Source organism: Nocardia sp. NBC_01388 (assembly GCF_045040085.1).
GTDB lineage: Bacteria > Actinomycetota > Actinomycetes > Mycobacteriales > Mycobacteriaceae > Nocardia.
On record NZ_CP109553.1, the window covers coordinates 2270631 to 2294820 of the forward strand.

At 65.5% G+C, this 24190-nt stretch carries 26 protein-coding genes; 5 read left to right on the top strand and 21 right to left on the bottom strand.

The genetic code is table 11. The annotated features are described in order from the left end of the window. The first annotated feature begins 188 nt into the window (after positions 1-188). The 3 genes from OG716_RS10810 to OG716_RS10820 all read left to right on the top strand — a co-directional run bounded on the left by OG716_RS10810 (position 189) and on the right by OG716_RS10820 (position 2037). Positions 189-647: a hypothetical protein gene (locus OG716_RS10810; protein WP_405137495.1), complete on the top strand. Its 459-nt coding sequence runs from the start codon at positions 189-191 to the stop codon at positions 645-647. A gap of 132 nt (positions 648-779) precedes the next feature. After that, positions 780-1289 (top strand): hypothetical protein, encoded by a 510-nt coding sequence (locus tag OG716_RS10815; RefSeq protein ID WP_405137496.1) that lies wholly within the window; start codon positions 780-782, stop codon positions 1287-1289. Positions 1290-1428: 139 nt separating this feature from the next. Continuing rightward, positions 1429-2037, top strand: a complete 609-nt coding sequence (locus tag OG716_RS10820; RefSeq protein ID WP_405137497.1) for a DUF732 domain-containing protein — start codon at positions 1429-1431, stop codon at positions 2035-2037. 32 nt (positions 2038-2069) lie between these two features. Here the strand turns inward: OG716_RS10820 and OG716_RS10825 are convergent, their stop codons facing one another. The 15 genes from OG716_RS10825 to OG716_RS10895 form a co-directional block, all read right to left on the bottom strand. Beyond that, positions 2070-3047 (bottom strand): tyrosine-type recombinase/integrase, encoded by a 978-nt coding sequence (locus tag OG716_RS10825; RefSeq protein ID WP_405137498.1) that lies wholly within the window; start codon positions 3045-3047, stop codon positions 2070-2072. A gap of 209 nt (positions 3048-3256) precedes the next feature. Then, a complete protein-coding gene (locus OG716_RS10830; protein ID WP_405137499.1) occupies positions 3257-4015 on the bottom strand; it encodes a PE-PPE domain-containing protein in 759 nt (252 codons plus the stop codon). A gap of 9 nt (positions 4016-4024) precedes the next feature. After that, on the bottom strand, positions 4025-4384 hold the full coding sequence (locus OG716_RS10835) for a hypothetical protein (protein ID WP_405137500.1): 360 nt from the start codon (positions 4382-4384) through the stop codon (positions 4025-4027). 65 nt (positions 4385-4449) lie between these two features. Next, positions 4450-6261: a glycosyl hydrolase family 28-related protein gene (locus OG716_RS10840; protein WP_405137501.1), complete on the bottom strand. Its 1812-nt coding sequence runs from the start codon at positions 6259-6261 to the stop codon at positions 4450-4452. 13 nt (positions 6262-6274) lie between these two features. Further along, positions 6275-6637: a hypothetical protein gene (locus tag OG716_RS10845; RefSeq protein ID WP_405137502.1), complete on the bottom strand. Its 363-nt coding sequence runs from the start codon at positions 6635-6637 to the stop codon at positions 6275-6277. A 29-nt stretch (positions 6638-6666) separates the two neighbouring features. Beyond that, entirely contained in the window at positions 6667-7935 is a 1269-nt protein-coding gene (locus tag OG716_RS10850) for a hypothetical protein (protein ID WP_405137503.1), read from the bottom strand. A 38-nt stretch (positions 7936-7973) separates the two neighbouring features. Next, positions 7974-8318 carry a hypothetical protein gene (locus tag OG716_RS10855; protein WP_405137504.1) on the bottom strand — a complete coding sequence of 115 codons (345 nt, stop codon included), beginning with the start codon at positions 8316-8318 and terminating at the stop codon, positions 7974-7976. Positions 8319-8365: 47 nt separating this feature from the next. Beyond that, entirely contained in the window at positions 8366-8707 is a 342-nt protein-coding gene (locus OG716_RS10860) for a hypothetical protein (protein WP_405137505.1), read from the bottom strand. Next, entirely contained in the window at positions 8704-9093 is a 390-nt protein-coding gene (locus tag OG716_RS10865) for a hypothetical protein (protein ID WP_405137506.1), read from the bottom strand. The genes OG716_RS10860 and OG716_RS10865 overlap by 4 nt, the downstream gene beginning before the upstream one ends. Then, positions 9094-9390 (bottom strand): hypothetical protein, encoded by a 297-nt coding sequence (locus tag OG716_RS10870; RefSeq protein WP_405137507.1) that lies wholly within the window; start codon positions 9388-9390, stop codon positions 9094-9096. It abuts the gene before it with no gap. Then, on the bottom strand, positions 9390-10274 hold the full coding sequence (locus OG716_RS10875; RefSeq protein ID WP_405137508.1) for a GH25 family lysozyme: 885 nt from the start codon (positions 10272-10274) through the stop codon (positions 9390-9392). The genes OG716_RS10870 and OG716_RS10875 overlap by 1 nt, the downstream gene beginning before the upstream one ends. Positions 10275-10290: 16 nt before the next feature. Continuing rightward, on the bottom strand, positions 10291-11769 hold the full coding sequence (locus OG716_RS10880) for a hypothetical protein (protein WP_405137509.1): 1479 nt from the start codon (positions 11767-11769) through the stop codon (positions 10291-10293). Further along, complete coding sequence (locus OG716_RS10885; protein ID WP_405137510.1) at positions 11766-12239, bottom strand: DUF2744 domain-containing protein; 474 nt, start codon at positions 12237-12239, stop codon at positions 11766-11768. Before OG716_RS10885 ends, OG716_RS10880 begins: the two co-directional genes overlap by 4 nt. A 43-nt stretch (positions 12240-12282) precedes the next feature. Further along, positions 12283-13971 (bottom strand): phage tail protein, encoded by a 1689-nt coding sequence (locus OG716_RS10890; protein WP_405137511.1) that lies wholly within the window; start codon positions 13969-13971, stop codon positions 12283-12285. Continuing rightward, positions 13968-14864 (bottom strand): phage tail protein, encoded by an 897-nt coding sequence (locus OG716_RS10895; protein ID WP_405137512.1) that lies wholly within the window; start codon positions 14862-14864, stop codon positions 13968-13970. Before OG716_RS10895 ends, OG716_RS10890 begins: the two co-directional genes overlap by 4 nt. A 272-nt stretch (positions 14865-15136) precedes the next feature. On the opposite strand from OG716_RS10895, the gene OG716_RS10900 reads away from it, so the two are divergent. Next, positions 15137-15490 carry a hypothetical protein gene (locus OG716_RS10900; protein ID WP_405137513.1) on the top strand — a complete coding sequence of 118 codons (354 nt, stop codon included), beginning with the start codon at positions 15137-15139 and terminating at the stop codon, positions 15488-15490. 1 nt (position 15491) lies between these two features. On the opposite strand, the gene OG716_RS10905 is transcribed toward OG716_RS10900, so the two are convergent. Continuing rightward, positions 15492-21044, bottom strand: coding sequence for a transglycosylase SLT domain-containing protein (locus OG716_RS10905; protein ID WP_405137514.1), 5553 nt, complete (start codon positions 21042-21044; stop codon positions 15492-15494). 267 nt (positions 21045-21311) lie between these two features. Here OG716_RS10905 and OG716_RS10910 point away from each other — a divergent pair, with 267 nt between their 5' ends. Then, entirely contained in the window at positions 21312-21656 is a 345-nt protein-coding gene (locus OG716_RS10910; RefSeq protein ID WP_405137515.1) for a hypothetical protein, read from the top strand. Between the two features lie 60 nt (positions 21657-21716). Here the strand turns inward: OG716_RS10910 and OG716_RS10915 are convergent, their stop codons facing one another. The 5 genes from OG716_RS10915 to OG716_RS10935 form a co-directional block, all read right to left on the bottom strand. Further along, positions 21717-22097, bottom strand: coding sequence for a hypothetical protein (locus OG716_RS10915; protein ID WP_405137516.1), 381 nt, complete (start codon positions 22095-22097; stop codon positions 21717-21719). Between the two features lie 18 nt (positions 22098-22115). Then, entirely contained in the window at positions 22116-22394 is a 279-nt protein-coding gene (locus OG716_RS10920; protein ID WP_405137517.1) for a hypothetical protein, read from the bottom strand. A gap of 167 nt (positions 22395-22561) precedes the next feature. Continuing rightward, positions 22562-22897, bottom strand: coding sequence for a hypothetical protein (locus OG716_RS10925; protein WP_405137518.1), 336 nt, complete (start codon positions 22895-22897; stop codon positions 22562-22564). A 48-nt stretch (positions 22898-22945) separates the two neighbouring features. Next, positions 22946-23176 (bottom strand): hypothetical protein, encoded by a 231-nt coding sequence (locus OG716_RS10930; protein WP_405137519.1) that lies wholly within the window; start codon positions 23174-23176, stop codon positions 22946-22948. Positions 23177-23261: 85 nt separating this feature from the next. Further along, entirely contained in the window at positions 23262-24179 is a 918-nt protein-coding gene (locus tag OG716_RS10935; RefSeq protein ID WP_405137520.1) for an Ig-like domain-containing protein, read from the bottom strand. Positions 24180-24190 lie beyond the last annotated feature (11 nt).

Genomic DNA, 24190 nt, shown 5'->3' on the forward strand with positions numbered 1-24190 from the left:
CGCAGTGTAGGCGAGCACAGCGAACCCTCGCCAACACGCTGTCGCAGAATTCTCGAATATCTTTGTGCGGCAGCGTAATTCGATGCGGCGCGGGTTGTTCGGGCGGTACAATTGAGGGACCGGATTGGTTGCGAACTTGGCGGTTACGGCCGAACCGGAACACGACACCTCGATGAAGGAAACCCCTTATGCGTACCAACCTGATGGCCCGCGCCACCGCCGTCTCTGCCGCTATCGCCTCCGCGCTCCTGCTGGCGGGCAGCATCGACACCCTCGCTGCCCCTGCCGCCCGTGCTGACGCCCTCACCTGCTTCGTCGATGTCCAGCAAGTGGAACGCGGCGCATCCGAAGTCCACTTCGGGTACAAGGCGCACTGCACCATCGTCTCCGACACCATCCACACCGAAACGAGGCTATGGCGCGCCGACACCCCCGACCCCAAGGCCAAAGTCGAACAGCGCGGTGCCACGCGATCGGATGACTTCCTGCTCCAGCAGGACGTCGAAGCGTCGTACACCGAGCCGTGCAAGGCAGGCGCGCCCACCAGCTACTTTCATGCCGAAGTGACCTTCAAAGCGACGAAAGGGTTCGCGAAGGATCAACAGACCGTGATCCACACCGAGAGCCCGGATCCGATCTCCTGCTGATCTCTCGCCCGTGAAGGGACCGTGGACGGTGCGCCGCGAGGAATTGCGGGGCGCACCGTCCACGGTGGACATCGACAGCCACGACAGCCAACTGACATGCTGAGAGCCATCCCGGTGGAAGGATCTGATCTCATGACCACCCTGTCGCACCCGGCCATAGCTCTCGCTGTCGGCGCGTTCTCCGAGGACGGCCGCGCGGCCCGCTTCGTTGCCGCGATCGACCGAGACGACACCGTGGTCGTGCTGGTCGCCAGCACCAGCCCGTTCGACAGCGACAGCGAAGTTCGCGGGCTCATGTTCGTCGACCACGATGGAGCCCAGTGGCGTCTGCCCGGCGTCAGCGTGGTCAGCGGGTCGCCCTGCCGGCACACCACGCGCGCCGCCACCACCCGGGCCGCGTGGCCGCTGGAGGACAAACGCACCAGGTCTTACTGCAGGGCCGACGGCGAGATCTGCTGGTTCGGGCTGACCGGGTACGCCGCCGAAGACGCGGTCGCTGTGACCGTGGTCTCCAGCGTCAGCTCAGACCGTGTCGAGGTTGGTGCCGACGGGCTGGTGCTGGCTGCTGTGCGGGCCCGGCCCGGTGAAACCCCCGTCGTGATCGTCCATCTCGCCACCGGCGAGAACCTTGTGGCCCCGTAACCCGGCTCGGAGCCGCTCTCATTTGCTCGGTGCCGCATGACGTTCTGTGCCATAAATACGGGAAAAGCCCCGACCATGTATCGGTCGGGGCTTTCTGCTGGCAGGCTCCATCATCTATCCGGCCTGGAGGGACGCGTTCATGAGGCAAGCCATCGGGACCATCCTCGTTCTCCTCTGGATGGTCATGGTCGCCGTCGCGATCATTGCCCTCATCCGAGGTCATATCGACTGGCTCAGGCTACGGAATCGCAAATCCGCCGGCGCGCTATTGGCCGCGTCGTTCGTTGTGGTCATTGCAGGTGGGCTGATCGCGCCGAAGAAAGCTGGCACGAAACCTGCAGCCGCAGTGTCCCAATCGGCGCCCGCGACCGTCGCTGCGACTACGGCGGCTCAGGTCACCACCACGGTGCCGCCGACCACCACAACGCCGTCACCGACCACTACCACCGGCGCGACTACCACAACAGTGGCGCCGACTACCACCGATGCCGCCACAACCACTGCGGGACTGAGTGATCAGCAGATCGACGATCTCGCGTTCATCGGTGTGCTCGACATGAATCATGTTCACTACACCGACAAGAACGCAGCGATCGACGTCGCGCACAAGATATGCAACGCACGCGCCGACGGCAACAGCGAAACCGAGGTGGGGCTGGCAATCCTGAAGACCGGAGCGTATTCGGCTGCGGACTCGGGGACCATTGTCGGTGCAGCAGAGGCCTCGTACTGCCCTCAGTACAAGTGAAAGCCCTGTTGCAGGGTAGCTTGCTCGGTTGCTCAGATTCCCAGATCCAAGCTCAACTGCTGCCCCGCCGGGCCGACCGCGACCTCAGCTGACAGTGCCCCGGCGCCACACGTCAATGCACGCACTCGTGCCCGGTTGACATGCTTCACGCCCATCCACGCGGCCACCTCCTTCGGGTCCATCCCGGAATCGATCAGCCGTGTTTCCTTCGTCGCCCGCAACCGAGCCGGATTCAACAGTGCACGACCGAGATCGGCATCAGCCCCGATCCGGGCCAGGACCCCGCGCAGACCTCGCTCGTCCTCGAACCTTTTGCGGGTGCTCAACGATATGAACAACGCACGCTCGGACCGATCCCGAGGACGGGTGGAACCGCGGCCATCCAAGATCGCGCGCCGCTCCGCCAACCAACCCTCCAGCACCCGTTTCGCGGGTCTGCGCAGATCCCGCTCTCGCACCGTGCCATCCAAAGAGGTCAACCGCACCGAGCTGGCTCGCGCCGACAAGGTCAGATCCTCGGCATTGAGGGCCATCAACTCCGACATCGACGGGCCGACTTCCAGGCCGAGCTCCACCAGCGCGTAATCGCGGGCCGACCGGGCAGCCGCGGCCGCCCGCACCCGCGATACCTCCGAATGCGTCAAAGCACCGGGCACCGCCTGCGGCACGTCCACCAAGTCCACACCCACCTCACCGAGCCCCAGATAGCCGTAGAACACGAACAACGCCGCCAACGTCACGTTGTGGGTGGCCGGGAACTCCGCCAGATACGCACTGACCGCGACATCACGTGCAGGCCCATCCTCGAACGCGTTCGGGTGGGAACCGGTGTCCACCAACCACTTCCGGTACCGGCGCACCTGCTTGTAGTACTCCTGACGTGTCCGCTCGGTGAACGAGCGCCCCGCGAGCCACAACCAGAACTCATCCCGGTCCCTGCCACGTAGGCCGGCCGGACCGGACTCCCGCAGTACCGCCAAATCCTGTCCGCTCAACGCTGTCGCGTCCATCGGCTTCCGCCTCCCATGTCAGCGTGGACGCCTCCAGAATCGCAGGTGACACCGACAAACTCAGCCATGTGAGGGTTTTCGGAAGCCGAGACACCCAGATTCTCCGAAAACGGTAGTGGTTCAGTGCCGTTCGACGCGTGGGCGGGAACGCGAAAAACGCCCCGTTCGTCCTGTTTGACCAGGAGGAGCGGGGCGTGATCGGGGCGAATCTAGTTGTTGGCGTTGATGATTGCGGCGAGCCGGTCGCAGTAGCCGTCTTGGACGTAGACGGCGGTGTGCTGGTACGGGTAGCCGAGGACATCTGTGGCTGCTGCTGTGTACAGGTCCCACATCTGCCGTGGGTGCAGCAGGTCTCCGAAGCTGACCGGTTGCCAGCGGCGCCGCAGTAGCCGGTCGGTGAGATCCTGCGTCCACCCACCCAATTGGGCGAGGGAGAACGCGGACACCGTGTCCGCCAACGTCCGCAACGGCGACTCGGGCAGGCAGGAAGTGATCGCGTCCGCGGGATTGGCGCACTCGAAATGCTGGTGTGGCGGGGTCGCTTGCATCTGCCCGTTGATGCCGTACCCGCGCGGGTACGGGTCGATCGAATCGGCCACCCGGCGAAGCGGATTGGCGATGGTCGCGGTGAACGCGATCCCGCAGTCGCTGTACTCCCCGCGCGCTTGTGCCTCGAGGAACCGGGACACGACCTCCGCGCCCAGGCTGTAGCCGAGGACACCGACAGTGTTCGGGGTCGAACGAATCAGGTTGGCCAGATTCACCACCCCTTCGCTGACCGACTCGTTCTCGCTGGTCCCGCAGACCGTCCAGCCCGCTCCGGCCTCGCCGACCGTCGCCGGATACGACACATCTCCGATGATGCGGAATTTCGCTGGGTCCAGGAGTGCGGTGACGTGGGTGAGCATGTTGTTCGCGCCTTGGAACGGTTCTCCCGTCCCCCGGACGGTGAGAATGTCGACCGCCATGCGTGCCTTTCAGCTGAAGTACAGGTAGGTGTTCGCGGCCCCGGACAAGATGGTGCCGCTGGCGCCGAAGGGGGTCGTGTATTGCAGCCACACGGTGTCGTTGGCCGCCAGGGTGATGCTCGCCGGGGTGAACGCCGTGGAGGTCGCACCGAACGCGATCGAGTAGGTACCGAACGTCGACGCGTTCTTCATGATCGTCATCACGATGCTGGTGGCATTGCCCCACGACCCGGTCAACGTCGTTTTCGAGTTCACTGTCCACGTCCCGACACCGTCGGCCACGAGCTTGGAGGAGGTGATGACGGTGCCGGTGAACCCCGACCGCGCCGACCATGTCGTGACCTGCGCCGGCCCGGTACCCGAAGCCATCGAGAAGTTCGTGGACAGGTCCATACCCATGGAATGCGGGCGGGCGGCACCCCGGAGAAGAAACACTAGAGGTACACCCCCGTCACATCCATGTAGAGGCGGGCACCGGGTGTGGTGCCCAGCGCGGTGACGTTGGTCTGCACATAGGTGCCCGCCGCGATCGTGAACGGCCCGATCCAGGAGGTGGTGGCGCCCGCGCTGGTCGCGGTCAGGGTCGTCGATCCGGAAGTCACCGCTGTGCCGGTCGCGGTGTTGCTGGTGTTGGAGTAGAGGGCGACGGTGTTCGAGCCGGACGCGTCCGCTGTCCCGGACCGCCAGCGCACCCAGATGGATGCGGCCTGATCGAAGTAGGGGCCTTCGGGTAGGTCTCCGTAACCGGTTGCGCGGGTGGAGGATTGGACGGCCCACGAGAATTTGCAGGGTGCGCCTGCCTCGAGGTTGTACCAGGTCGTCGTCGCGAGCGAATACTCCAGATAGGCGACCGCGTACTGGCTGGTGAGCTTGATCGATGTAGTGCCGGTGGCGTTGATCAGATCCGCACCGCCGGCGGTGATGGTGAGCGCGTTCTGGCTGGTGTCGGATTTGAACACCAAGATCCGCGTGCCGTTGAGGGGGGTCGTGGGCAGGGTGACGGTGAATGCGCCGGAGCCCGCGTTGCACAACACCAGGTCCCCGGCGACTGCGGTGTAGTTCGCGGTCTTCGACGCGGTCGGCATCTGGACCGGCGGCTGCCAGGTCGCGTTCCCGGAGGCATCGGACTTGAGCACGTACCCGTTGGTCACGGAGTTGGTGACCGCGAGGTTGCCGGTGGAGGTGGTACCGGAGACCGTGAGGTTCGAGCTGCTCAGGAAGTTCGGCACCCGGAAGGAGCCGCGGCGGGCGACGTTGAAGTACTGCGGAATATCCGAATCAGCGAAGTCGCTGCGGAGCGTCGTCACGTTGTTGAAGAAGACGCCCTCATAGTTCAAACCCGCACCGGGAAAGGTGATTTCGGTCATCGTGCCGCCGGAATCGAGGTTGAATTCGTTTCCCTCGAAATGCGGTTGGCGGACGTAGTTGACCTGGATGCCGACGGTCCGTGCGGCGATTTTGTTGCCGCAGAACCACAGCGAGCTGGGGCCACCGTTGGTGGAGTCGCCGATGACGAGGCCGTAGTCGGCGCCCTCGAACCAGCAGCCGGTGAAGCTCCACGTGTTCGCACTGCCGTCGATCCAGACGTGGTACAGGGTCGAGAACGGGCTGCTGCCGGTGCCGATGAACTCGCACGCCACCGCCACGAGCCCCGCGTTACCGGAGTTACCGGTACCCCACACGCTGTAGTAGCAGTTGGTGAAACGGCTGTTGGTGACCTCATTTTGGATGCACGAGGTTTTGATTCCGGCACCGAGGTTCGCGAAATGCGTGCTGTGGATTCTGGTATTGCCGGTGTTGGAGGTCAGCAGCAACCCGACCTGACCCCGGTAGGTGGTGACGGTCTTGTCGGTGTGTGCGCCGCGGATACGGACCCGGTCGATCTGGATCAGGAAGCACCCGGACAGGGAGATCGCGGTCGCGCCCGCACCGGAAAGGTAGATCGACAAACCGGTGAAGGTGACGTCCTGCAAGCTGGTGAGGGTGAAAAGTGTGCTGGTGCCGCTGTATTGGAGTTCGCTGTTGATGCCGTTGCCGTAGAGCACCGCGCCGCTGGTCACGGTCAGCGCGCTCGTCACCTTGTAGGTACCGGACGGGAAGTACACCGACGCCGACGCGGCGAGCGCGGTGTTGATCGCCGTCGTGTCGTCCACAACGCCGTCACCGACAGCGCCGAAGTCGCGCACGGACACGAACCGTTCACCGGTGACCGGGTAGTGCAGGGTGGGGCCGCTCAGAAGTGTCATCGGTGGCCCTTCATCAGGAGGAAACGGTGCCGGTGAGGAAGAGGGTGACCGCTGAGGCGGTGCCGCAATAGCCGCCGATGAAGTCGCCGGCGGTCATTGCAGCGGTGCCCAAGTACGGGGTGAGGCTGACTGATTCGCCGGCCGCGAGCGGATACGCGTGGATCGAGTGGTGACTGACTCCGGCGGTGCCGCCGGAAGGAACGCCACCGATGTACACGGTGGCCGCGGAGGTGGTGACGTTGCAGATGACGGCCGTCGCGATCTTCACCGAGCTCAACGCCGGGCACGTGTACACGGCGGCATCGGAGGTGCCCAGATACCCCGACAGCAGGATCTGCGGTGTCATTGTCGTAGCCGCGAGCAAGTTCGTGGACATGTTCCTCTATTCATTTGTGCGGCAACGGGTTAGGCCAACGATTCGTCGGACTGGCGTGCCGCGAAGAGTTCCCCGAATGCGGCGTTGGATGGGGAGAAGCCGCGATACAGCGGCTCCTCGTACACCAGCGAGTAGGCCGGGGCACTCGATCCGACCAGCGCAGTCAATTGGCCGGTGCCGGTGAAGGCGCCCGCTTCGGCTTCGGACCACAGGACCGAAACACTCGCGCCGCCACTACCGGAACCGTTGGCGGCCATGGCCACCCAGATCGCGTCGAACAAGGTGCCGGCACCGGACAGGTTCGCGGTCAACCCCACAGCGACCACGGCCGACAAGGCGCCGGTGCCGGTGGCAGCCGCGGTGCCGGTCGCGCGGGCGACCAGCACAGTGGTGGTGGTGCCGCTGCCGTTGAACCGCGCGAACGGCGGAATCTTCATCACCGCGGCCGACGCCGCACTGAAATAGGCGGGGATACTCACCGGCGACGACAAGGCCCCGGTAGCGGAGGCGGTGGCGGTTACGCCGATGGAGGGCGCCCCGGTGCCGGCGGTACCGGCGGCGGTGAACGTGGCGGCCAGTGCGACGGCCGCGACCAATGTTCCTGCCCCGGCGAACACCGGCGCCCCGGCGGCGGCCGCGGTGAGAGCGGCGGTGAGGGTACCGGCAGCACTCGCCGCGGCAGCGACACTGGGACTGCCGGATCCGACGATCACAGTCGGGGTGAGGAGCGTGCCCTGAGCACCCCAATTGCCGGGTGTCGTCACAGCGAAAGCGCCCATGGTGGTCAGCGCACCCGTGCCGGAGAACGCGGCCCCGTTCAACGACGCCGCCGTGAGAGTGCCGGCGCCGCTGTAGGCGACGGTCATGATGGGGACCGGGGTCACGGCGACGGTGAGGACGCCGATGGCACCGAATGGGCCGTCCGGGCGCTGGAACGACCCGATACCGGTGAAGGGTGCGCTGCAGACCACGCCACCGGACCCGGCCGCGACCGCGGCTGTCAGCGCACCGGTCGCGGTGGCGGTAGTGGTCAGGGTGCATGTCCAGGACGGTGACCACCCGGACAGGTACCCGGTACTGGACGCGGTGATCGGTGTCGGCTGCCTCGCCGTGTACGGGGCGGTGAAGGTGCCCGCACCGCTGGCGGCGGCGGTGGCGGCCGGTTGGATGTAGGGGATGGTGCTCGCGTCGATCAGGGCGCCCGGGGTTGCCGGTGCGGTGGTTACCCGAACCGGTGTGGCCGGGAGCGGGGCCGCCAGGATCGGCGCCGACGGTAACGGATAGGTCCAGGTCGGCACGATCCACTCCTGCCTTCAGGCGATGCCGGGGTCGGGGATCAGGTCATGGAGAAGGTCGGTGTGATGAGCAGCGTGGACTGGCTGCCGAGGGTGGTGGAGGAGATCGCGACCTTGTCGACGAAGTTGCCGCCGGTCAAAGCCGTCCAGATCCCGGCATAGGCGTAGGTGCCGGCGGGCACGTTGATCGTCACCTGGCTCCCGGAGATCTGCGAGGACGCGGCGGTCCCCCACGTGGTTTGCACCCGCGCGTAGGCGGGAGTGCCGCCGGTGGCCTCGTTCGCGCCGGTGCTTCCCGGGTCGGCGGTGTGCAGGCTGATGTAGTTGCCCTGGGTGGAGTAGGTGGTGCACATCGCGTTCTTGGTCGCGGTGACAGCGATAGCCATGACAGGCTCCTATTCGATTATCGGATTCAGTTGTGTGCCAGCAGGTTTCAGAACCGGGGCCGCAGTATCGGGCCGGTGAACCACGGGAATGTCGTCGGCGGCCCGGTCGGATAGGTGACCGTGATCAGGTAGTGGGTGTTGACGGGTATCGCGTCGGCGATCGTGTTGGACACCGACCACGTCGCCGCCGTGGGTGTGACCGTCGCGGCCCAGGTGCCCAGCGCTGCCCCGCCGGGGCTGGTGAGGATCAGTGCCACGGTGGTACCGGTGGGGTACACCCCCGTACCGGACGGGATGATCGCCTGCGTCCAGGTGGTACCCGCGTAGAGCAGGATCGGGATCACCGTCGCCTCGGCACCCAGGTAGGACGGCAGGGTCGGCGCGGTCATTGTCTGGCGACCTTCGCGATTTCGCGCAGCAGTTCATCGGACATCGACAGCTTCGGCAGCCGCTCGGCCTGCACGGTCTCGATGACCAACCGCAATACGCTCAACGCTTCCCGGAACAACCCGTCCACCCGGTGCAATTCGGTGAGGGTCTTTTCCTGGGCGGCCTCGACCCGGTCGAGGCGGGCCGTGACCTCCCCCAGTTCGGCTCCCACCTTTTGCAGCGTGGCCAAAGCCATGTCGTTGATGCCTTTCGCCATGGCGACCTGCCCCTGCATCTCCTCCACCGGGGCACGACGGCGTGCCCGCAACCAGGAGAAGAACGCCGAGGTGCCGGTACCACCGAGGAAGGTGGCCGCCGACAACGTCGCCGTTTCCAGCACGGGCACCTACACGCCCGCCGCAGGCACTGCGGGCGCAGCGGCCGCGGCGGGGTGCACGGCTGAGGCCACGGTGTCCACCAGGTCACCGGCCGCGCCGACCGCCTGCTCGATCACGGGCTCGTTGCCCACGAACCACACGTTCGCGGTGCGCAACGCCTCCAACGCGGCGAGGACACCCCCGGTCGGTGCCCACACCGATGCCGGGGCGTACTGGGCGAGTGCGGCAATCGATGCCAGCACCGCCAGCACACCACCGATCGCGGACACCACCGCTTTCGCGTTGCGCGAGAACATGGTTCCCATCAGAACGCCGCCTTCACCTGGACAGCGGGCGTGCTGGGCGGGGCCGGGATGCGGGCCAGCAGGGTGGCGACATCCGCGCGCAGCGCAGCGATCGCGTCCACCACGGTCAGGTGCTCACCCGCGGTGTTGGTGCCCAGTTGCGGCCAGCCGGTCAAACCCGGGCCACGCAATTGGGTTTCGATGTCAGCGACCCTCAACGCAAGGTCGGCGGGGGTGCCGGGGTCAGGAACAGGGTTGGACACGGTACCTCCAGGGTGGTTGATCGGTAAGCCGAGCAGCCCCGCAAGATCGGTGCGGGAACCGCGGAAAGCGTTGGCGTCCACCGCATGCCCGGCGACCTGCGCCGAATCGGTGAACTGCAGAATCTGGACCTGTGCGCCGCCGAACCCGCTCCACATCGCGGAGTCGTCACCCGGGTAGAGGGACGCGGCGAATCCGGTACCGCTCACATAGCTGGACTGGATGAGCCCAGGCAGTTGTGTCAGGTCCGGGTCGCCGATCTGGTCCCAATACCAGCGCGGCTCATAGGAGAGGTTCACGGTGCGCCCGAGCGCATTGACCGCGTTCACGAAACCCCAGTAGTTGGTTTCGTTGCCGCTGCCGGCCTCGAAGTCGACCATCACCCCGCACCGGCCGCCGTCGCCGAGGTGATCGAGGTAGCAGGCCGCCTGGGCTTGCGGGTCACCGTCCTCGAGGTAGTGGTACCCGGCGACCAGCAGACCGGCGGCCAGTGCGGCGTCCCGGTATGCCGGCCATGTTGCGTCGAGGAACCCGGTCCCCTGCGACACCTTACAAAATACGAACGAAAATCCTTCTGCGGCAACTTGATTCATGTCGATGCCGGGACCCTGGTTGTTGCTTATGTCGATGCCGAAAAGCGTCACCGGACCTCCTGAGCGGTCAGTTGGAGGAGCACAAAGTGCCGGAGAAGTAGGTTTCGCCGCTGCCGTCGGTGGAGTTGGTGCCCGCCTGGTACACGGCCGGTTGCACGATGTCGCCCGCCACGCAGAACACCGGCCCGGAGCAGGCGGCTTGGAAGATCGGGGCACCGCACACCTGGCTGCCGGTCATGACCAGCGATTTGCTGCCACCGGACGGGGTTTTGTACACCCCGGCCTGGAAGAAGTTGCCGGTCCCGCAGGACAGGTCCAAGTTCGCCGATACCGCCAGGACGTACCAGCCGGTGACGGGGATGGTGACGCGCCCGGTCCCCAGATCGGCGACCGTGACCGTGTTCGGGTTCACCTGCTTGGTGTCCAGGGCGCCCGTCCCGAAGGTGGACCAGCCGCCGGAGCCGGGAAGTGCGACGGGTGTGGTGCCTTGCTGCGAGAGCATCCAGCCGATACCGACCACCGGGGGTGCGATGGTGTCGGCGGCGTTGAACGAGCCCATCCACCAGCCCTGATTGACGGTGGCACCGCCGAAGTTGGTTTGCACGACCTGTTCGGTGAGTATCCCGACCGACCGGTTGGACGGTCCGACCGGTGAGGACACACCCGAATCGTTGTAGGACGTGACCGGTGTGTCGTTCACCGACACCGTATAGAGGGACCCGTTCGCCGAAAGTTGCAGTGTGTCACCGGCATTGAGGGTGTAGTTCACCGTCTGCCAGGTCGTCGCCGACAGGGTGCCGGACAGGCCGCCGTAGCCCAGCAGGATCTGCGCGGACGAGGCCAGCGCGTATACGAACGAGGACATGTTCGCTGTCGCCCGCGCCACCACCCCCGACACCGCGGTGCCGCCGCTGGCAGCCGGTACCCCGACGACCGTGGTGACCTGATGGGCGTCGGTGGCCATCACCTGCCCGTTCACCGCTGTCAGGAACGCGGTGTAGTTGCCGGTGGAGGCCAGTGAGTGCGGTCCGGCATTGCCGTTGCTGTCGGTCTTCCACTGCACCTGCGAACCGGAACCGGTAGTACCGGACAGGGTCCACACCGAGGTGGTGCCGAGGCTGCCGGTCAGCTTCGGCGGGAACGAGGGCACGGTCACGGAGTTGCCACCGGTCGTGGTCTGCGTCTGCTGGGTGGTGATGGAGGTGACCGCACTGTTGGCGGTCGAGAGTGCGGTGTTACCGGTCGTCAAAGCTTGCTGGGCTTGCTGGTCCAGGTTCGTCGCCCACCCGTTCATGAACTGGAAGGGTTCGATCCCGAGGATGTCGACATTGGCGACCGCCCGGCACAGCGCCGCCATCCCCTCATCACCGGCCGCTTTCACGAAACCACCGGTGTTGTTCGCTGCCCCGCTGAACGCGGTGACCGGCCCGGTCCCGACAACCGACAGCGCGGAGGCTTGGGTGATCGATTGCAGATTCGACACATTCGACGACCCCGCCGCACCGGTATACGCACCGGTGGGCTTGTCACCGTCGGGGGAGGTCATTGCTTGCCCTGGTGGGTGCCTGCGCCGCCGCGACCGGGACGCGGCGGCCGATACTCACCGACCGACCCCTTGCGGTGAGTGTGCTCGATGTCGAGTTCGGAGCGGTCGACCAGATGCTTCAGTTCGCCGTGCGCCTGCAACTGCTCGACCAGGTTGCGGCGTTCCTCCGGGGTGAACCCGGAGATGTCGGGGGCCGTGATGCGTTGTGCCCTGGCGACGGTGCCGGTCTGCACCCAACGCCCTGCCCCGTTGACCCAATGGTGCGGGCCACGCGCCGGCGGATGATATTCGTGGGTCTGCTCATGGGGGTGATGGCGGAAACCGGCGTTCCATAAATGCTCGGACCACTTGCGGAGAATCTTCGGGGACACCAGCATCGGCGCCCCCTTCGGGCCGGGCAACGAGACCAGCGCCCACAGGAAATGTTCCTCGGGGTTCTCGGGGTCCTGGTGCTCCTGCAAAGGGATCACACCGCCACCTCCCTGTCCGTATTCAGTTGTGTGAGTGTGTGTTTCAGAGGAAGGAGAGGTCGGCCAGGCCGCCGAGGGCGGTTTGCATCATCTTCAGCAGCTTCCCGAACGGGTCCTCGGTCTCGCGACTGGTCCCGATGACGATCTTCCAGTCCGGGATCGTCTTGCGGTCCCATGCCAGCTCGAGCTGAGAGACCTGGTCGACGAAGATCTCCCCTGGTGGCATCCCTTGCACGGTGGACCCGACCCGGTCACCGAGGAAGAAGTCACCCAGCCCCTGATCACCGATCAGGAACGGGGCGCCGTTCGCCACGATCAGGTCGTGGGAGAAGAACGAACGCGTCGCCCACAGCGCTGCGACCAAGGCGATGAGACTGTCGAGGGTGTAGGCGTTATCGGCGCCGGTCTGGAAATGCTCGTAGTAGTGCGACCAGCCCGCGTTGAGCGCTCTGATCGGGTCCTTGAAGCTGACCCAGGCCAGCACCACGTCGGTCAGCATCGGCGACAAGATCGTTTCCGCGATATTGCCGATCGACGCACCGATGCCGGTGCCACCGGCGAGGATGCCGATGCCGGTCGCTTGGATCGCGGCACCGAACAGCTCGCCGGCCAACTCGATCCCCGCCTCGATCGCCTCGTTCACCCCAGGCATCGAGTGCCCGCCACTCAACATTTGGACGTCGGTGTAGGGGGTGATCGTGAAGGTGGAGGACTGGATGCCGGTGTGTTTCTCCGGCCGGTAGATCACCCACGGGTCATAGGGCAGCGTGCCGATCCACCCCGGATTGCGGTACTCGCTGGGGTCGTTCGGATCGGGAAGGATAACGCCCTGGTTGTCGAGGAAGTCGTTGATCAGGACTTCGCCGGTGTAGGCCAACCCGGTGAAAGCGTTACCGCCGGTAGAGGTTCCGCCGGGGCCGTAGAAGCCGCTCTTGTCGACGAAATCGATGACCAGGCAGCCGTTGCGTAACACCGCGCCCGGCCATGGGGGCGGGTCACCGGTCAGCCAGCGCCGCGTCGAGACCGCGAGCTGCGCGAAATCCAGGGTGGGAGCGGCGGCCTCGTGGAAGATCTTCCACCGCGAGACGAACACCGTCCACAAACTGCCGTCGGAGAGGATGTCGCCCGGTGCGACCACGATCGGCCAGGTGCTCTGATCGAGATCGAACCATTCGTTGACGTCCATCGGATCGTCCGGCAGCGCCCACAGGCTGGCCTCCAGGCGAAGAAGCTGGAGAAAAAGGGCCGTCTTCAGCGTCCACACCGAGGGGCCGGCCAGGATGAAATCCTTCGGGAACTGGAAAATGGCAGGGAGCAGCGGGTTGCTCCACACGTCGATGTGTTTGAGTTCCTCGTAGTCGTGCAGGAAATCGAGTTCGACGGTGACGATGCCCTCTTCGTCGGTCTTGATGATCGCCTTCGACAGGCGCCCGCCCCAGCGGGCACCGGTCGCGGTGTCCACGGTGATGTGCACGTTCTGCTTGCTGGTGCCGACCGTGCCGGTGGCCCACTTCGCCAGATAGTGGTCGTAGGGCAACACGAGTTTCCCGGTGCCGGACTCGTTCAACATCCAGATGAACGACCCGGACATTTCACCTGTCACCAGGCCACGAAGCACCCAGTCCCCGTCCCACAACCGGATCAGGGGCCGCGCGAAACGGCGAATCTGCCTGTCGGCCTGCACCTTCCGTGCCGCACAGTAGATACCGGGCAGGTCCGCGACGGCCGTCACTGTTGCAGTCCCCACGGGCGCGACCAGTTGCGCGGTTGCACACACAGCAGCGACGCCCCCGCCGGTGCGCCGGTGACCGACACCGGCACAGCAGTGGAGGGGGTGTAGGCGGGGACGGCGTATTCGAAGCTGACCCCGTCCATCAGCGCCCACATCAGTGACCCGTCGGCCGCGATGATCATCTCCACCATCGGGTCGGTATCGACAGTCAAGTCCTGGCCGGTGGTGGTAAGCGGCAAGGTGACAACCCGGTTCGCGTCAGCGACCGCCCGCCCGTAATAGGTGTTGCCCCAAGAGAAGTCGGGTAGCGTCCACTGGCCCGGCGCCGAGCACACCCACTTCAAATACATGGGCTGGTCGGTCGGGTTCTCCACCAGCACGCTGCCACGCGCGATAGCGCCGCCGGAGGTGTCGGCCGGTGACACCCACGTCTGGGTGGAGTCCTGCTCCACCCACCACGGGATACCTGCGGTGCAGGTCATCGTGACCTGCGCCCACAACTTGAGGTGCGGATCGTGGACCGAGGTCATGGACGGTTGCTGCGACATCCGCAGCAGCAGTGACCGGGTGCCGGTCTCGGTGGTGATCGTGAGTGTCGAGTCCTGGTCGTACGCCCACGCCTTGCGCCACGCCGAATCCACTGATTGCCAGGACATTCCGGGCATTTCGTAGATGTTGAGCCCGAACACCACATCGCGTTTGGGAATCTTGTACCCGGCGAACGTGGACCCGATCTGGAACGCGGACTGGTTCCAGATCGTGGTGACCGGTGCGTCGTAGATCCCACTGGGGTTGGTCGCCAACTCCACACCCTGCTGGGCTTGCCCGGGACCGGCCAGCGTCCACGAGGAGTTGTCGACGCCGGTCAGCTGGATCAATGCGGGCGTCGCCAAAGTCGTCTCCTGTATTCAGTTGTGGGGTTCTGATGGCGGGTTCGGCCGGTGCTGAAGTACCGGGCACCCACCCGCAGGAGTGCCGACGCCGTGACATCGCGTGCCATCCCCAAGCAGGGCATTGTGTTTGCTCGCCGACCCGGGCACCCTGCACGCAGGGCCAAGATCTTGCGGCTCACCCGCCTCTGCGAATTCGAGACCTCATGACCGACCCCAGGCAATGGCTGCCAGCCCCGATAGCGCCGGCCCCGATACCGGCCGTGCAAGCGCCTGTGACACCAGCGGTAGTGCTGGTGAGCATCGGCGACATCACCGTGTTCCCGGGCATGATCGTCACCCCGTCAGCGCGCATGCCGTTGAAGGGTGCGACCTGGACGACCGTCGACAACTCCCGCACCGAGACGAAGATCCCGGCTTACGCGATCGTGTTGGCGATCCTGCTGTTCCCGCTGTGCTTCATCGGCCTGTTCTTCCTGCTGATCAAGGAAGCGCAAACCACGGGCTATATCGAGGTCGGTGTCGGCAATGGTGGCCGGTACCACCAAACGCTGATTCCCGCGCAGGACCGTCAAACATATGTGGGCGTGATGTCCCGGGTGGGGTACGCACGATCGGTGAGCATGTGACTCACCGCCACCGGCTGGTGTAGGTGGCGGCGCGCTGCTGCTGGTACAGCTGGGCGCGCTGGAATCCCTGCTCGGTATCGGCGGTGTGGACGTTGATCGTGGTGCTGTTGTCCGGGCCGCCGCGCGAAACCCCCGCTCCGACCAAACCTTTCGAGGGGATCACCTGCCGCAGCTGCAAAGCCTGCGACCCGGCGGCATCGGTGTTGATCGCATGCAGCAGTGACCGATGCCGATCCGCGGCATTCGCGTTGACCACGAACTCGCCGTTCGACAGCATCGCCGGGATCATGTCCCCGATGCTGGACCCGTCTCCGGACACGTCACCTCCGGAGGCGTACCAGTGCGGCGACCTCGAATTCCAGGCCGCCAACGCGTTCACCGGATCCCCGTACCGCTGCTTGATGTACTTGTCCCCGTACACCGCCTGGACCTTCGGATCCGACGACTTGTAACCGCCGACATCAGCCCAGGTCGTGGACAGGAATTGGTACAACCCGTAGGCGTCGCTCGCAGGCGCGGCCGACGCATTCGGATTCCACGACGATTCGTTCCCGATCAGCTGATACAGCGCCGCCCACTCCGCCCCGGTGGACCACCCGTACAGGGCTGCCGCACCCTTGACCGCGGAGAACACCGACGGGTCGACCGACCATGCCCCGCTGCTGTGCGCGTCGTGGTTCAGCGTCGAGTCGTTGTTCGGCGAGGTTTGCGGGTGCGCGTCGTGATGGAGTGTCGGATCGGTAGCGCCACCGGTGTTTCCGCCACCACCCGTTGTGCTGGTCGTGACATCCGGTGCGGGAACGGCACTATCGGTGGTGGTGGTGTCCTGCGTGTTCGGCTGCTTACTCGGGGTGAGCGCAGCCTGGGCTTGGTTTTTCAGATCTGTTTGCTGCTGCAGCGACTGCTGGCTGATCAGGAGCGTGTTGTATTCGTAGGCGCCCTTGACCCATCCCGGGACGGTGTCGAGACTGCTGCCACCGACCACGTTGAGCGCACTCGATACCTGCCCGGACACGAACTTGCCCGCGGCTTTCGAAAACCCTCCGAGCGCGTGGTACACGGCCCCGAGCAGTCCTCCGGACGCGCCTTCTGCCGCGAGCTGGTCGGTGCCCTTCGACGGCACTGCGCTCGTGGTGTCCGACGGGGTGGTCGCCGCGGCGGTCCCGTCGCCCGTGTCGGTTCCGGTGGGGGTCGCCAGATCCCCGCGTGCTCCTGTCCCCTTTCCGGTTGCGGTGTCGGTCAGCCCGAACAGGAACTTCTTGAGCCAATCTTGTTGATCGGCAGGGGCATCCGATGTCGCCTGCGTCAGCTGGGTTTTCAGCGCATCCATCGGCCCCTGGGGGGCCTCGCCGGTCAGCGGCGGGAACAACGTCCCGAACTGGGCGAGACTCTCGATGCCCTTGGTGGTGTTGTCTCCCGCCCAATCCGACCAGGTGGTGGGCTTGTACCCGGTGAGTGCCGACTCCCCCGACGTTTGGTCGGTGGTACTGCCCAGGGCGGACACGTCTGGGTCCGGGGCAGTGCTGTCGTTGCCTGTCGTGTCGGTGGCGTCCGCGACGTAGGCCGGGTTGAACGCCTGCGGATTCACATGCGCCACCACGGTGAACTGCGGATCGAACGGGGAGGTGGCGCGGGTGCCGATGCGTGCGTCCTCACCGGGTTGGCGTTCCTCGAAATTGGTGCCCAGGATCGAGGCCGCCATGTGAGTGGCATTCGCGCCGATGACGAACGGATCGTTCTTGGTGGCACCCTTGATGAGCTGCGGCCATGTCCCGGACACCACGTCACCGGTGACACCGATACGTTTGGTCGGGTTCGCGATACCGGTCGCGACCTGCTGCAGCATTCCCACGTACCCGGAGCAATCGGCGCCGTCCGCGCCGCTGTAACCCCACACGTACGGGATGTTCGGGTGGTTGATGCCCCAGGTTTGTGCCTTGACCGGGCCGCCGGTCGCGAACTTGCGAATGCCCATCGAGGTGGCCTTCGCGATGACGCTCTTCGGGTTTCCGGCCAGCTGGCGCGGTATGAACGCCACATTGCGCAGACTGCTCAACGCGCCGACCGCGCCACCGCCGGCGAAACCCTGAGCCCCGTAGTTGATGGAATCGAGCAGTGGGCGGTGCGCGGCGGCGGACTTGGCGTTGATGACGTACTCCCCGTCCGACAGCATCGCCGGAATGCTGTCGGAGGTGCCGGTTCCGGCGCCGGCGATCGGACCGCCGGCGGCGTGGCCGAGGTCGGTGATGACGTTGAGCCCGAGCATGCCGGTGAGCCCGTGCAGGATGCCGTCGGTCAGGCCACCCTTCTTGCCCCCGGTCACCGTGCGCACGAAATCGTCGAACCTGGTGACGACCTTGTCGATCGCCTTCCACACGTCCAGGAAGGCGCCCGCGATGGCGGCGATGGGGCCGAGCACGTCACCGGAGGCCTTGATCAGGCCCGGGATGTGGTCGATCAGCTTGCCGATCTGCTCGACCAGCGGCTGCGCTGCGTGCCACCAGTTCTCGAACTTGGGCACCATTTTTTCGACCCACGGGATCAGGTCGATCACATACCCGATCAGCAGCGGCAAAACCTTTGCCATCAAACTGCCCAGCGGTTCCATCAACGGTCCGACAGCCTTGGCCAGATCGATGAAACCGTCGGCCAATGTTTTGATTGTCCCGGTGCCGCCGCCCTTGTCGAATCCCTTCATGAATTGCAGGAAATCGTTGGCGAGCGCATTCACCAGCGGGCCGATATCGGGGGCCAGCTCGATAAAGATGTGAGCGAGTTCCTGGAAGACCTTGGACAATGAATCGAGCATGCCCGAGTCGGTGACCGACTTCGCGAACGCAATGAACCCGTCCGTCAGCGACGGCAGAATATCGACGAGGGCTTGACCGAAGGATTTGGCCAGATCACCGAGCGGACCAGCGATCTTGGTGAGGCTGTCGCCGAGCTGGGTCATCAACGGCCCCACAATGGGTGACGTTTTCGCACCCAGGGTTATGAAAAGGTCGACGACACCCACGATGACGGGGGCGATACCCTTCGCGAAATCTTCGACACCCTTGAGGAACGCATCCCAGGTGCCGTCCCGTTGCATTCGGGTGAACAGTGTGTCCAGGCCACTGAGCGCATCACGCATACCGGTGTTGAGGGCATGTGCGATACCGGTGGTCGCACCGGCGATCGCGATACCTTGATCGTCAGCGAATTTCTTTATAGACGCCCCGATATTCTCGAACAACTGATCCTGGACAGCGCGCTGCAGAGCCCGCATATCCGGTGCCATATCGCCGAGTGTTTTCACGAAATCTTGGGCATTCGGTGACAGCTTCGACAGCGCAATGTTGTAGGCGTCGATCGGTGCGGGATTGAGCGCTTGCTCCATCGCCAACCCCGCCAACTGCACCTGCACCGCGGCGGCGGCGATCTGCTCGGAGGCGGCGGTGATCTGATGACCGGCGTCGACCTGGGCGTGCGCGGCCTGCTCCACACCGAGGCTGGCCTGCTGCATACCTTGCGTGGCCTGCAGCACCCCGGTGGAATCGTTCACACCGCGCTGGTTGGCAATCGATGCATCCACCGACGCGTCGGAGGTTTTGTTCTTCGACTCGGCGTATCGCTGCTTGCTGTAGTCGACCTGCCATAGGGCCTGCTGGCGGTCGATGACCGTCGAGTCGGGCGACAGCTCGGTTTGCAGCAGATTGGTGCGCGCCTGCGCCACCGCGAGCGCCGCACCCTCTTGGTTCAACTTCGCGTCCTGCAGCGCGGTGTTCATGTCACGGACCTGCCGGGAGGCTTCGCGGTAGGCGTCGTTGAGGGAGCGCTGCGCCAGGACAGCGGACTCCTGCGCCATCGTCAGCTGCTCCTGTGCCGCCTTCGCACTGAACAGGGCGTCCTGGGCACCCCACTGGGAGTGCTCGACACCCTCACCGGCGGACACCTGCCCTTGCTGGGCGGAGATCACCGAAGACTGCTGTGCGCGTTGCGCATTCGGGTCGATCTGCCACTCGTGGACCGCGTCCTGGGCTTGCAGGGCGCCACCGACGTTGTGGGCACCGAACATGCCGGTCAGACCGGCGGCACCGGCATCGGCGAGCAAACCACCGGCGAAGGCGATGCCGCCGATCTTCAGCGCGGCCTCGGAGACCTTCATCGAGAACTCGACCGCTGCGCCGAGCGCAGTCTTCAGCCCCTCCCCGAATCCGACGAGCACAGCACCGACGGGACCGGCGGCCGCGCTCAGCGCGTCCAGACCGGTGGCCGCACCTTCCGCAGCACCGGCCTCCGCGCCTCCCGCACCGCCGCCGGAGCCTTGCAGCATCGATGTCCACGAGGAGTGGCCGCCAAGGTTCGGGATCGCCTTGAACAGGCTCCCGATGCCGACATCGCTGCCGAGCGCCTTGAGGAAGCTGGTGAGCTGATTGAGGCCGTGCGCGTTGCTGTCGACCCCGACCGAACGCAGGTCCTTCTCGGCGTCACCACGAAAGTTGCCGACCGATTCCGCAGACGCACGCCGATGCTCCGCGGCGGCCGCCGCATCCTCCGGCAGTGGGGAGCCGACGATCCCGGCGATCCCGGCACCGGCCTGGCGGATGCTGCGCCGCACCTGCTCACCCTCAGCGGTGAGCGGAATCCGGCGCTCGACATCGTCCTGCATCTTCGCCAGACGAGCGAGCAGATCCTTTTGAACCACATCAGGTTTCGACGCGGACCGATCATCGCCACCTGCGTTGGCGGTGCTTCCGCGCGGCGGTCGTGTCAGTCCCGCATCACGCGCCCACGCCGCGACCGTGGCAGCGGCGGGCCCGTTCTCGAAGCCGGCCGCGGCCGAGCGGCTCGCCGCGGCCTGCGACATCCCCTGCGCATAGGCCTGCCGCATCAACTCCAGCGCGGCAGCCTTGGTGTCCTCACCGTACGGAGACCCTGAGGCGCGGTTCTGGTGCGAGCCGTTGAGCAGCAGTTGTTGCGCTGCGTCTGGGGCGTTGCGGGCGGCGCCGGCCAGCAACTGCTGGGAGGCGACTTCTGGTTCCTGCTGGGCTGCCGCGTTCAGCACACGCCGCGCGGCATCGGCCTGCGACTGATGCATGGCCGCCATACCCGGCGCGAAACCCTGCGCCTGATCGCCGCGCTGCCCGGCAGGGTTGACGTTCATGGTGATCGGTTCCGAGGCACGCCGGCGCAGGTCCTCGAGTTGCCCGTCGGCGGCCGCGGTGTTGAGGACCACGGGGATCTCGTAGATCGGGACCATCGCGAAGAAGTCACGCAGCTGCGCGTCAGCCTTGTCGGTCTTCAGCTCCGCCTGTACCTCAACGGGTTCGAGGCCTTCGCCGAAGGGCTTGCCGGACATGACCGGCTCGACCTGCATCTTCAAGGTGTGACCGAGGTCCGACCAGCCCTTGTCGAGGTCCTTCGCGAACTGCTCGAGATCTGCAGTGATCGAGATCGGGAGCGGCTTGATCAACGCGAGCTTGGCGGCAAGGTCTGCCTCGAAACCCTCAGCCAGCGCTGCCTCAATGGCCAGATAGGCCGTGCCGGCCGAATACGAATCGGACTCTGCCATGGCGCGGCTCACCACCTCTATTAAGTTGTGTCACAACATGATTCGAAGGTTCGTGCACGCGAGTCAGTGAACAGCTCTGCGCTACAGGACGATTCACCAACGTGCAGTGCTGTTTTCAATGCCCCGGTCGGCGCGTCGGGCGCGTCGCACGGCGCGCCTGTGGAGATGTTCCGGAATCCGCCCACTCACCTGGTGCGCCCTGCGTACCGGCGTTAACGTGTGCCGCAATGCGGCCTGTGTGGGCTGCTATGGCCCGAGGGAACTTGAATGTCGATTCGTATGTGCGCCGCCGCAGCTCTGGCTGGCGCTGTTGTTTCCGTCGCCGGCGGCGCGGTGGCCTCCGCCGGCCCGGCCACCGATGGCCTCACATCGTGCGGTGCGTTCAGTGCCGATCTGCAGCGAGCCCAGGAGGACCAGGGCGCCAATGCGCTGGCTCTGAGCGGGTACCGCACGTGGTATGCCCAACTTCAACGCGACCCGTCGTACACCTCGAACGATCTGGCGTACTTCTATCAGGATGTCCAACGGGTCACAACCAACTACAACCAGTCCAAGCGGAATACGGCCGGTGCGCGTGCGGCCGCCGAAACCGCGTTGTGCTCGGCCCACTGATCGCTGAGACCTGACCGGATTCACCCGGCACCGGGTCGGGGTGCCGGGTACCTGCCGGTCTCAGCCGATGTGGACTTCGACCTCGACGCCGACGGGAACAGCGAGGCCGGTGCCGTTCTGCACCAGCTGCACGTCCACCACATCACCGGCGGACAGCAGCGGCTGGGTGGGGACGGTGAGCGTGAACGGGGTTTCCGCCGCCAGATTGGTGCCGAGCGCGAAGGTCTGGGTGGCGATCGTGGACAACGCAGTACCCGCACGCACCTGCCGCACATTCAGAGTGAAGTTGTTGGTCGCCACACCGGTGACCGCCGACGGTGCGACGATCACGACAGCGCCAATGGTGTCGGGGTTGTTCGCTTCCATTTCGTAGGTACCGGCAACGGTCACAGAGGTACCGCCGCCTGCGGACTGGGCGGGAAGAACGGCCTTGAGGATCATGAGGGTCCTTTTCGAGGTTCACCCCGGCTCCGGGGTGGTGAATTGGTCGATCAATGTCTGTATGGACTGCATGCGCCGCATTTCGCGGGCCTCGTCCAACGCGGTGGCCGGTCGCGGCATCGGTGACATGCGCGGCGGATCCACACCGGCCGCGGCAATGACCGCGGCTTGCACACCCTGCAAGGCGTCGATCACCGACAGCAGCAGGTAGGTGTCGATCGTGTACCCCTCTGGTGTGGATGAGGGTTCCTCGTCGTCCTCGACTTCGATGAGCCTTGCAGCCAGATCGGGGTCCATCGCGAGGGCCGATTTGTAGTGGGAGCCGCGCGGCAGACGGTCTTTGAACGCCCAGATGGTGCGCCAGTCCCGGTCCCGATAGTGCGGTGGCCCGAAGCATTCACGGACGTCGATGCCGCGCTCGAGCAGGTCGTAATCGAGTGCGCGACCGAACTTGTCCCAGAACGCTACGAGCCCTCCGATCCCCCCGGCAGCTCCGCAGCGCCTTGGCCGAAGAAGTGCGCGCGCAGGTCGGTCTGGAACGCGGCCCATTCATCGAGCGGCCGGTCCTCGTACAGCTCTTCGACAGCGGCGACATGGCCCCCGAGCAGGATCGCCAACTGTTCGTCATAGTCGTTAGTTTGTGAGATCCGCTTGATCTGCCCGCGAGTGGGCATCGAGATCTCGATGTCGGCGGTGAGCCGGTACGGGCCGCGCCGCTTGGCCGCGAGTTCCTGCGCCAGGTCGTAGAAACGCCCCTGCGGCACTTCGGATACGTCGTCGGTCTTCTTACGTGGGGGCATGGATTCTCCGGTCGAGGGTGAGTGGGATGCGCAGCGCGCCGTCCACTCCTAGGTGAGGGACTTCGGGATTTCCGCAGGCTTCGAGGGTTCCGGCTTCACCACGGCCGCAGCGGTGAAGACCGGTGCGGGCGCTGGCGCGGGAACCACCGGTGCGGGAACAGGTTTGCGGGTGTGGCCGAGCTCGAAGACCGAGGTGACGTAGGCGGACGGACTGGCCGCCTCGTATTCGCGGCCGTCCGGGGTGAGCATCGTGACCGGGTATTCGGTCGGGATCGACATGATTGTTTTCCGCTCTTCTCCGGTGGTTGAACCGTGAGCGGGCGGGCGCGACCGGAGACACACACCCGCACCGCCCACGAACTTCCTAGGTGACGGTCACCGTGCAGGTCGCCGTCAGCGGCGAACCACCGGCCGGGGTGAACGAGGCGGTGACCACGGTGGAACCGGCCGCCACAGCGGTGACCAGACCCGAACCGCTCACAGTGGCGGTCGCGGTAACCGAGGACACGTAGGTGACACCGGTGGTGAGCGTGCCGCCGAGCTGATCGGTCACGACCAGCTGCTGGGTGCCCGCCGGTGAATGCACCAGGCTCGCGGTGGCCGGGGTGACGTTGATGCCGGTGACCGTGTACGGGATACCGGCCGCTACGAGCAGGTTCTTCCAGCCGGTGCCGGCGAACCCGTGGCCGACGGCATAACCGGCGGCGTCGTCCTTGAACGCGGTCAGGGTGAGCTTCTGCGACAGCGTGGTGGTCGGGGTCCACTGCTCCCCGCCGTACTTGGTGACCGCGACCTTCGGCATCACCTTGTACACGTAGATCGGGGCGGCGTCGTTGCCGTCCTTGCCGATGATGATGCAGGAGTAGTACTGGATCTGCGGGTACAGCGGCTGAGCGAAGAAGTACTCACCGGACGCACCGTTGGCGAGCACCGCAGCCAAATTGGCGTTGTTGGTCAGCTGCAGCGTCGCCAGCCGGGTTTCCTGCGGTTCGAACTCGATCGTGGTGATATCGCTGGTCACATCATCACGGGTCGGTTCCAGCTCACCGTAGGACTCGATCGGGTCGTCGGTGATGTTGCGGGCGAACGCGATACCGGTCTTCTTGTCGATGAAGCCGACACTCTGAAACGCCACCGGGAGTGGCTGCAACGCGGACGAGGTGTCGGTGAACGCGGTAGGCGCAGCTGTCGGCCAGGGGGCCAGGAACACTGCGGCGTCGAGTGGCTTGAGCAGCAGGCTCGTTTTGGCGGCCTTCAACGCGGTCAGGGTGGTCGCAGTCATGCGATGCCTCT

Bases quoted from the DNA above. Each gene is read 5' to 3' on its own strand.
- OG716_RS10810 (WP_405137495.1), top strand. From the start codon at position 189: ATGCGTACCAACCTGATGGCCCGCGCCACCGCCGTCTCTGCCGCTATC.
- OG716_RS10815 (WP_405137496.1), top strand. From the start codon at position 780: ATGACCACCCTGTCGCACCCGGCCATAGCTCTCGCTGTCGGCGCGTTC.
- OG716_RS10820 (WP_405137497.1), top strand. From the start codon at position 1,429: ATGAGGCAAGCCATCGGGACCATCCTCGTTCTCCTCTGGATGGTCATG.
- OG716_RS10825 (WP_405137498.1), bottom strand. From the start codon at position 3,047: ATGGACGCGACAGCGTTGAGCGGACAGGATTTGGCGGTACTGCGGGAG.
- OG716_RS10830 (WP_405137499.1), bottom strand. From the start codon at position 4,015: ATGGCGGTCGACATTCTCACCGTCCGGGGGACGGGAGAACCGTTCCAA.
- OG716_RS10835 (WP_405137500.1), bottom strand. From the start codon at position 4,384: ATGGCTTCGGGTACCGGGCCGGCGCAGGTCACGACATGGTCGGCGCGG.
- OG716_RS10840 (WP_405137501.1), bottom strand. From the start codon at position 6,261: ATGACACTTCTGAGCGGCCCCACCCTGCACTACCCGGTCACCGGTGAA.
- OG716_RS10845 (WP_405137502.1), bottom strand. From the start codon at position 6,637: ATGTCCACGAACTTGCTCGCGGCTACGACAATGACACCGCAGATCCTG.
- OG716_RS10855 (WP_405137504.1), bottom strand. From the start codon at position 8,318: ATGGCTATCGCTGTCACCGCGACCAAGAACGCGATGTGCACCACCTAC.
- OG716_RS10860 (WP_405137505.1), bottom strand. From the start codon at position 8,707: ATGACCGCGCCGACCCTGCCGTCCTACCTGGGTGCCGAGGCGACGGTG.
- OG716_RS10870 (WP_405137507.1), bottom strand. From the start codon at position 9,390: ATGGGAACCATGTTCTCGCGCAACGCGAAAGCGGTGGTGTCCGCGATC.
- OG716_RS10880 (WP_405137509.1), bottom strand. From the start codon at position 11,769: ATGACCTCCCCCGACGGTGACAAGCCCACCGGTGCGTATACCGGTGCG.
- OG716_RS10905 (WP_405137514.1), bottom strand. From the start codon at position 21,044: ATGGCAGAGTCCGATTCGTATTCGGCCGGCACGGCCTATCTGGCCATT.
- OG716_RS10910 (WP_405137515.1), top strand. From the start codon at position 21,312: ATGTCGATTCGTATGTGCGCCGCCGCAGCTCTGGCTGGCGCTGTTGTT.
- OG716_RS10915 (WP_405137516.1), bottom strand. From the start codon at position 22,097: ATGATCCTCAAGGCCGTTCTTCCCGCCCAGTCCGCAGGCGGCGGTACC.
- OG716_RS10920 (WP_405137517.1), bottom strand. From the start codon at position 22,394: ATGGACCCCGATCTGGCTGCAAGGCTCATCGAAGTCGAGGACGACGAG.
- OG716_RS10925 (WP_405137518.1), bottom strand. From the start codon at position 22,897: ATGCCCCCACGTAAGAAGACCGACGACGTATCCGAAGTGCCGCAGGGG.
- OG716_RS10930 (WP_405137519.1), bottom strand. From the start codon at position 23,176: ATGTCGATCCCGACCGAATACCCGGTCACGATGCTCACCCCGGACGGC.
- OG716_RS10935 (WP_405137520.1), bottom strand. From the start codon at position 24,179: ATGACTGCGACCACCCTGACCGCGTTGAAGGCCGCCAAAACGAGCCTG.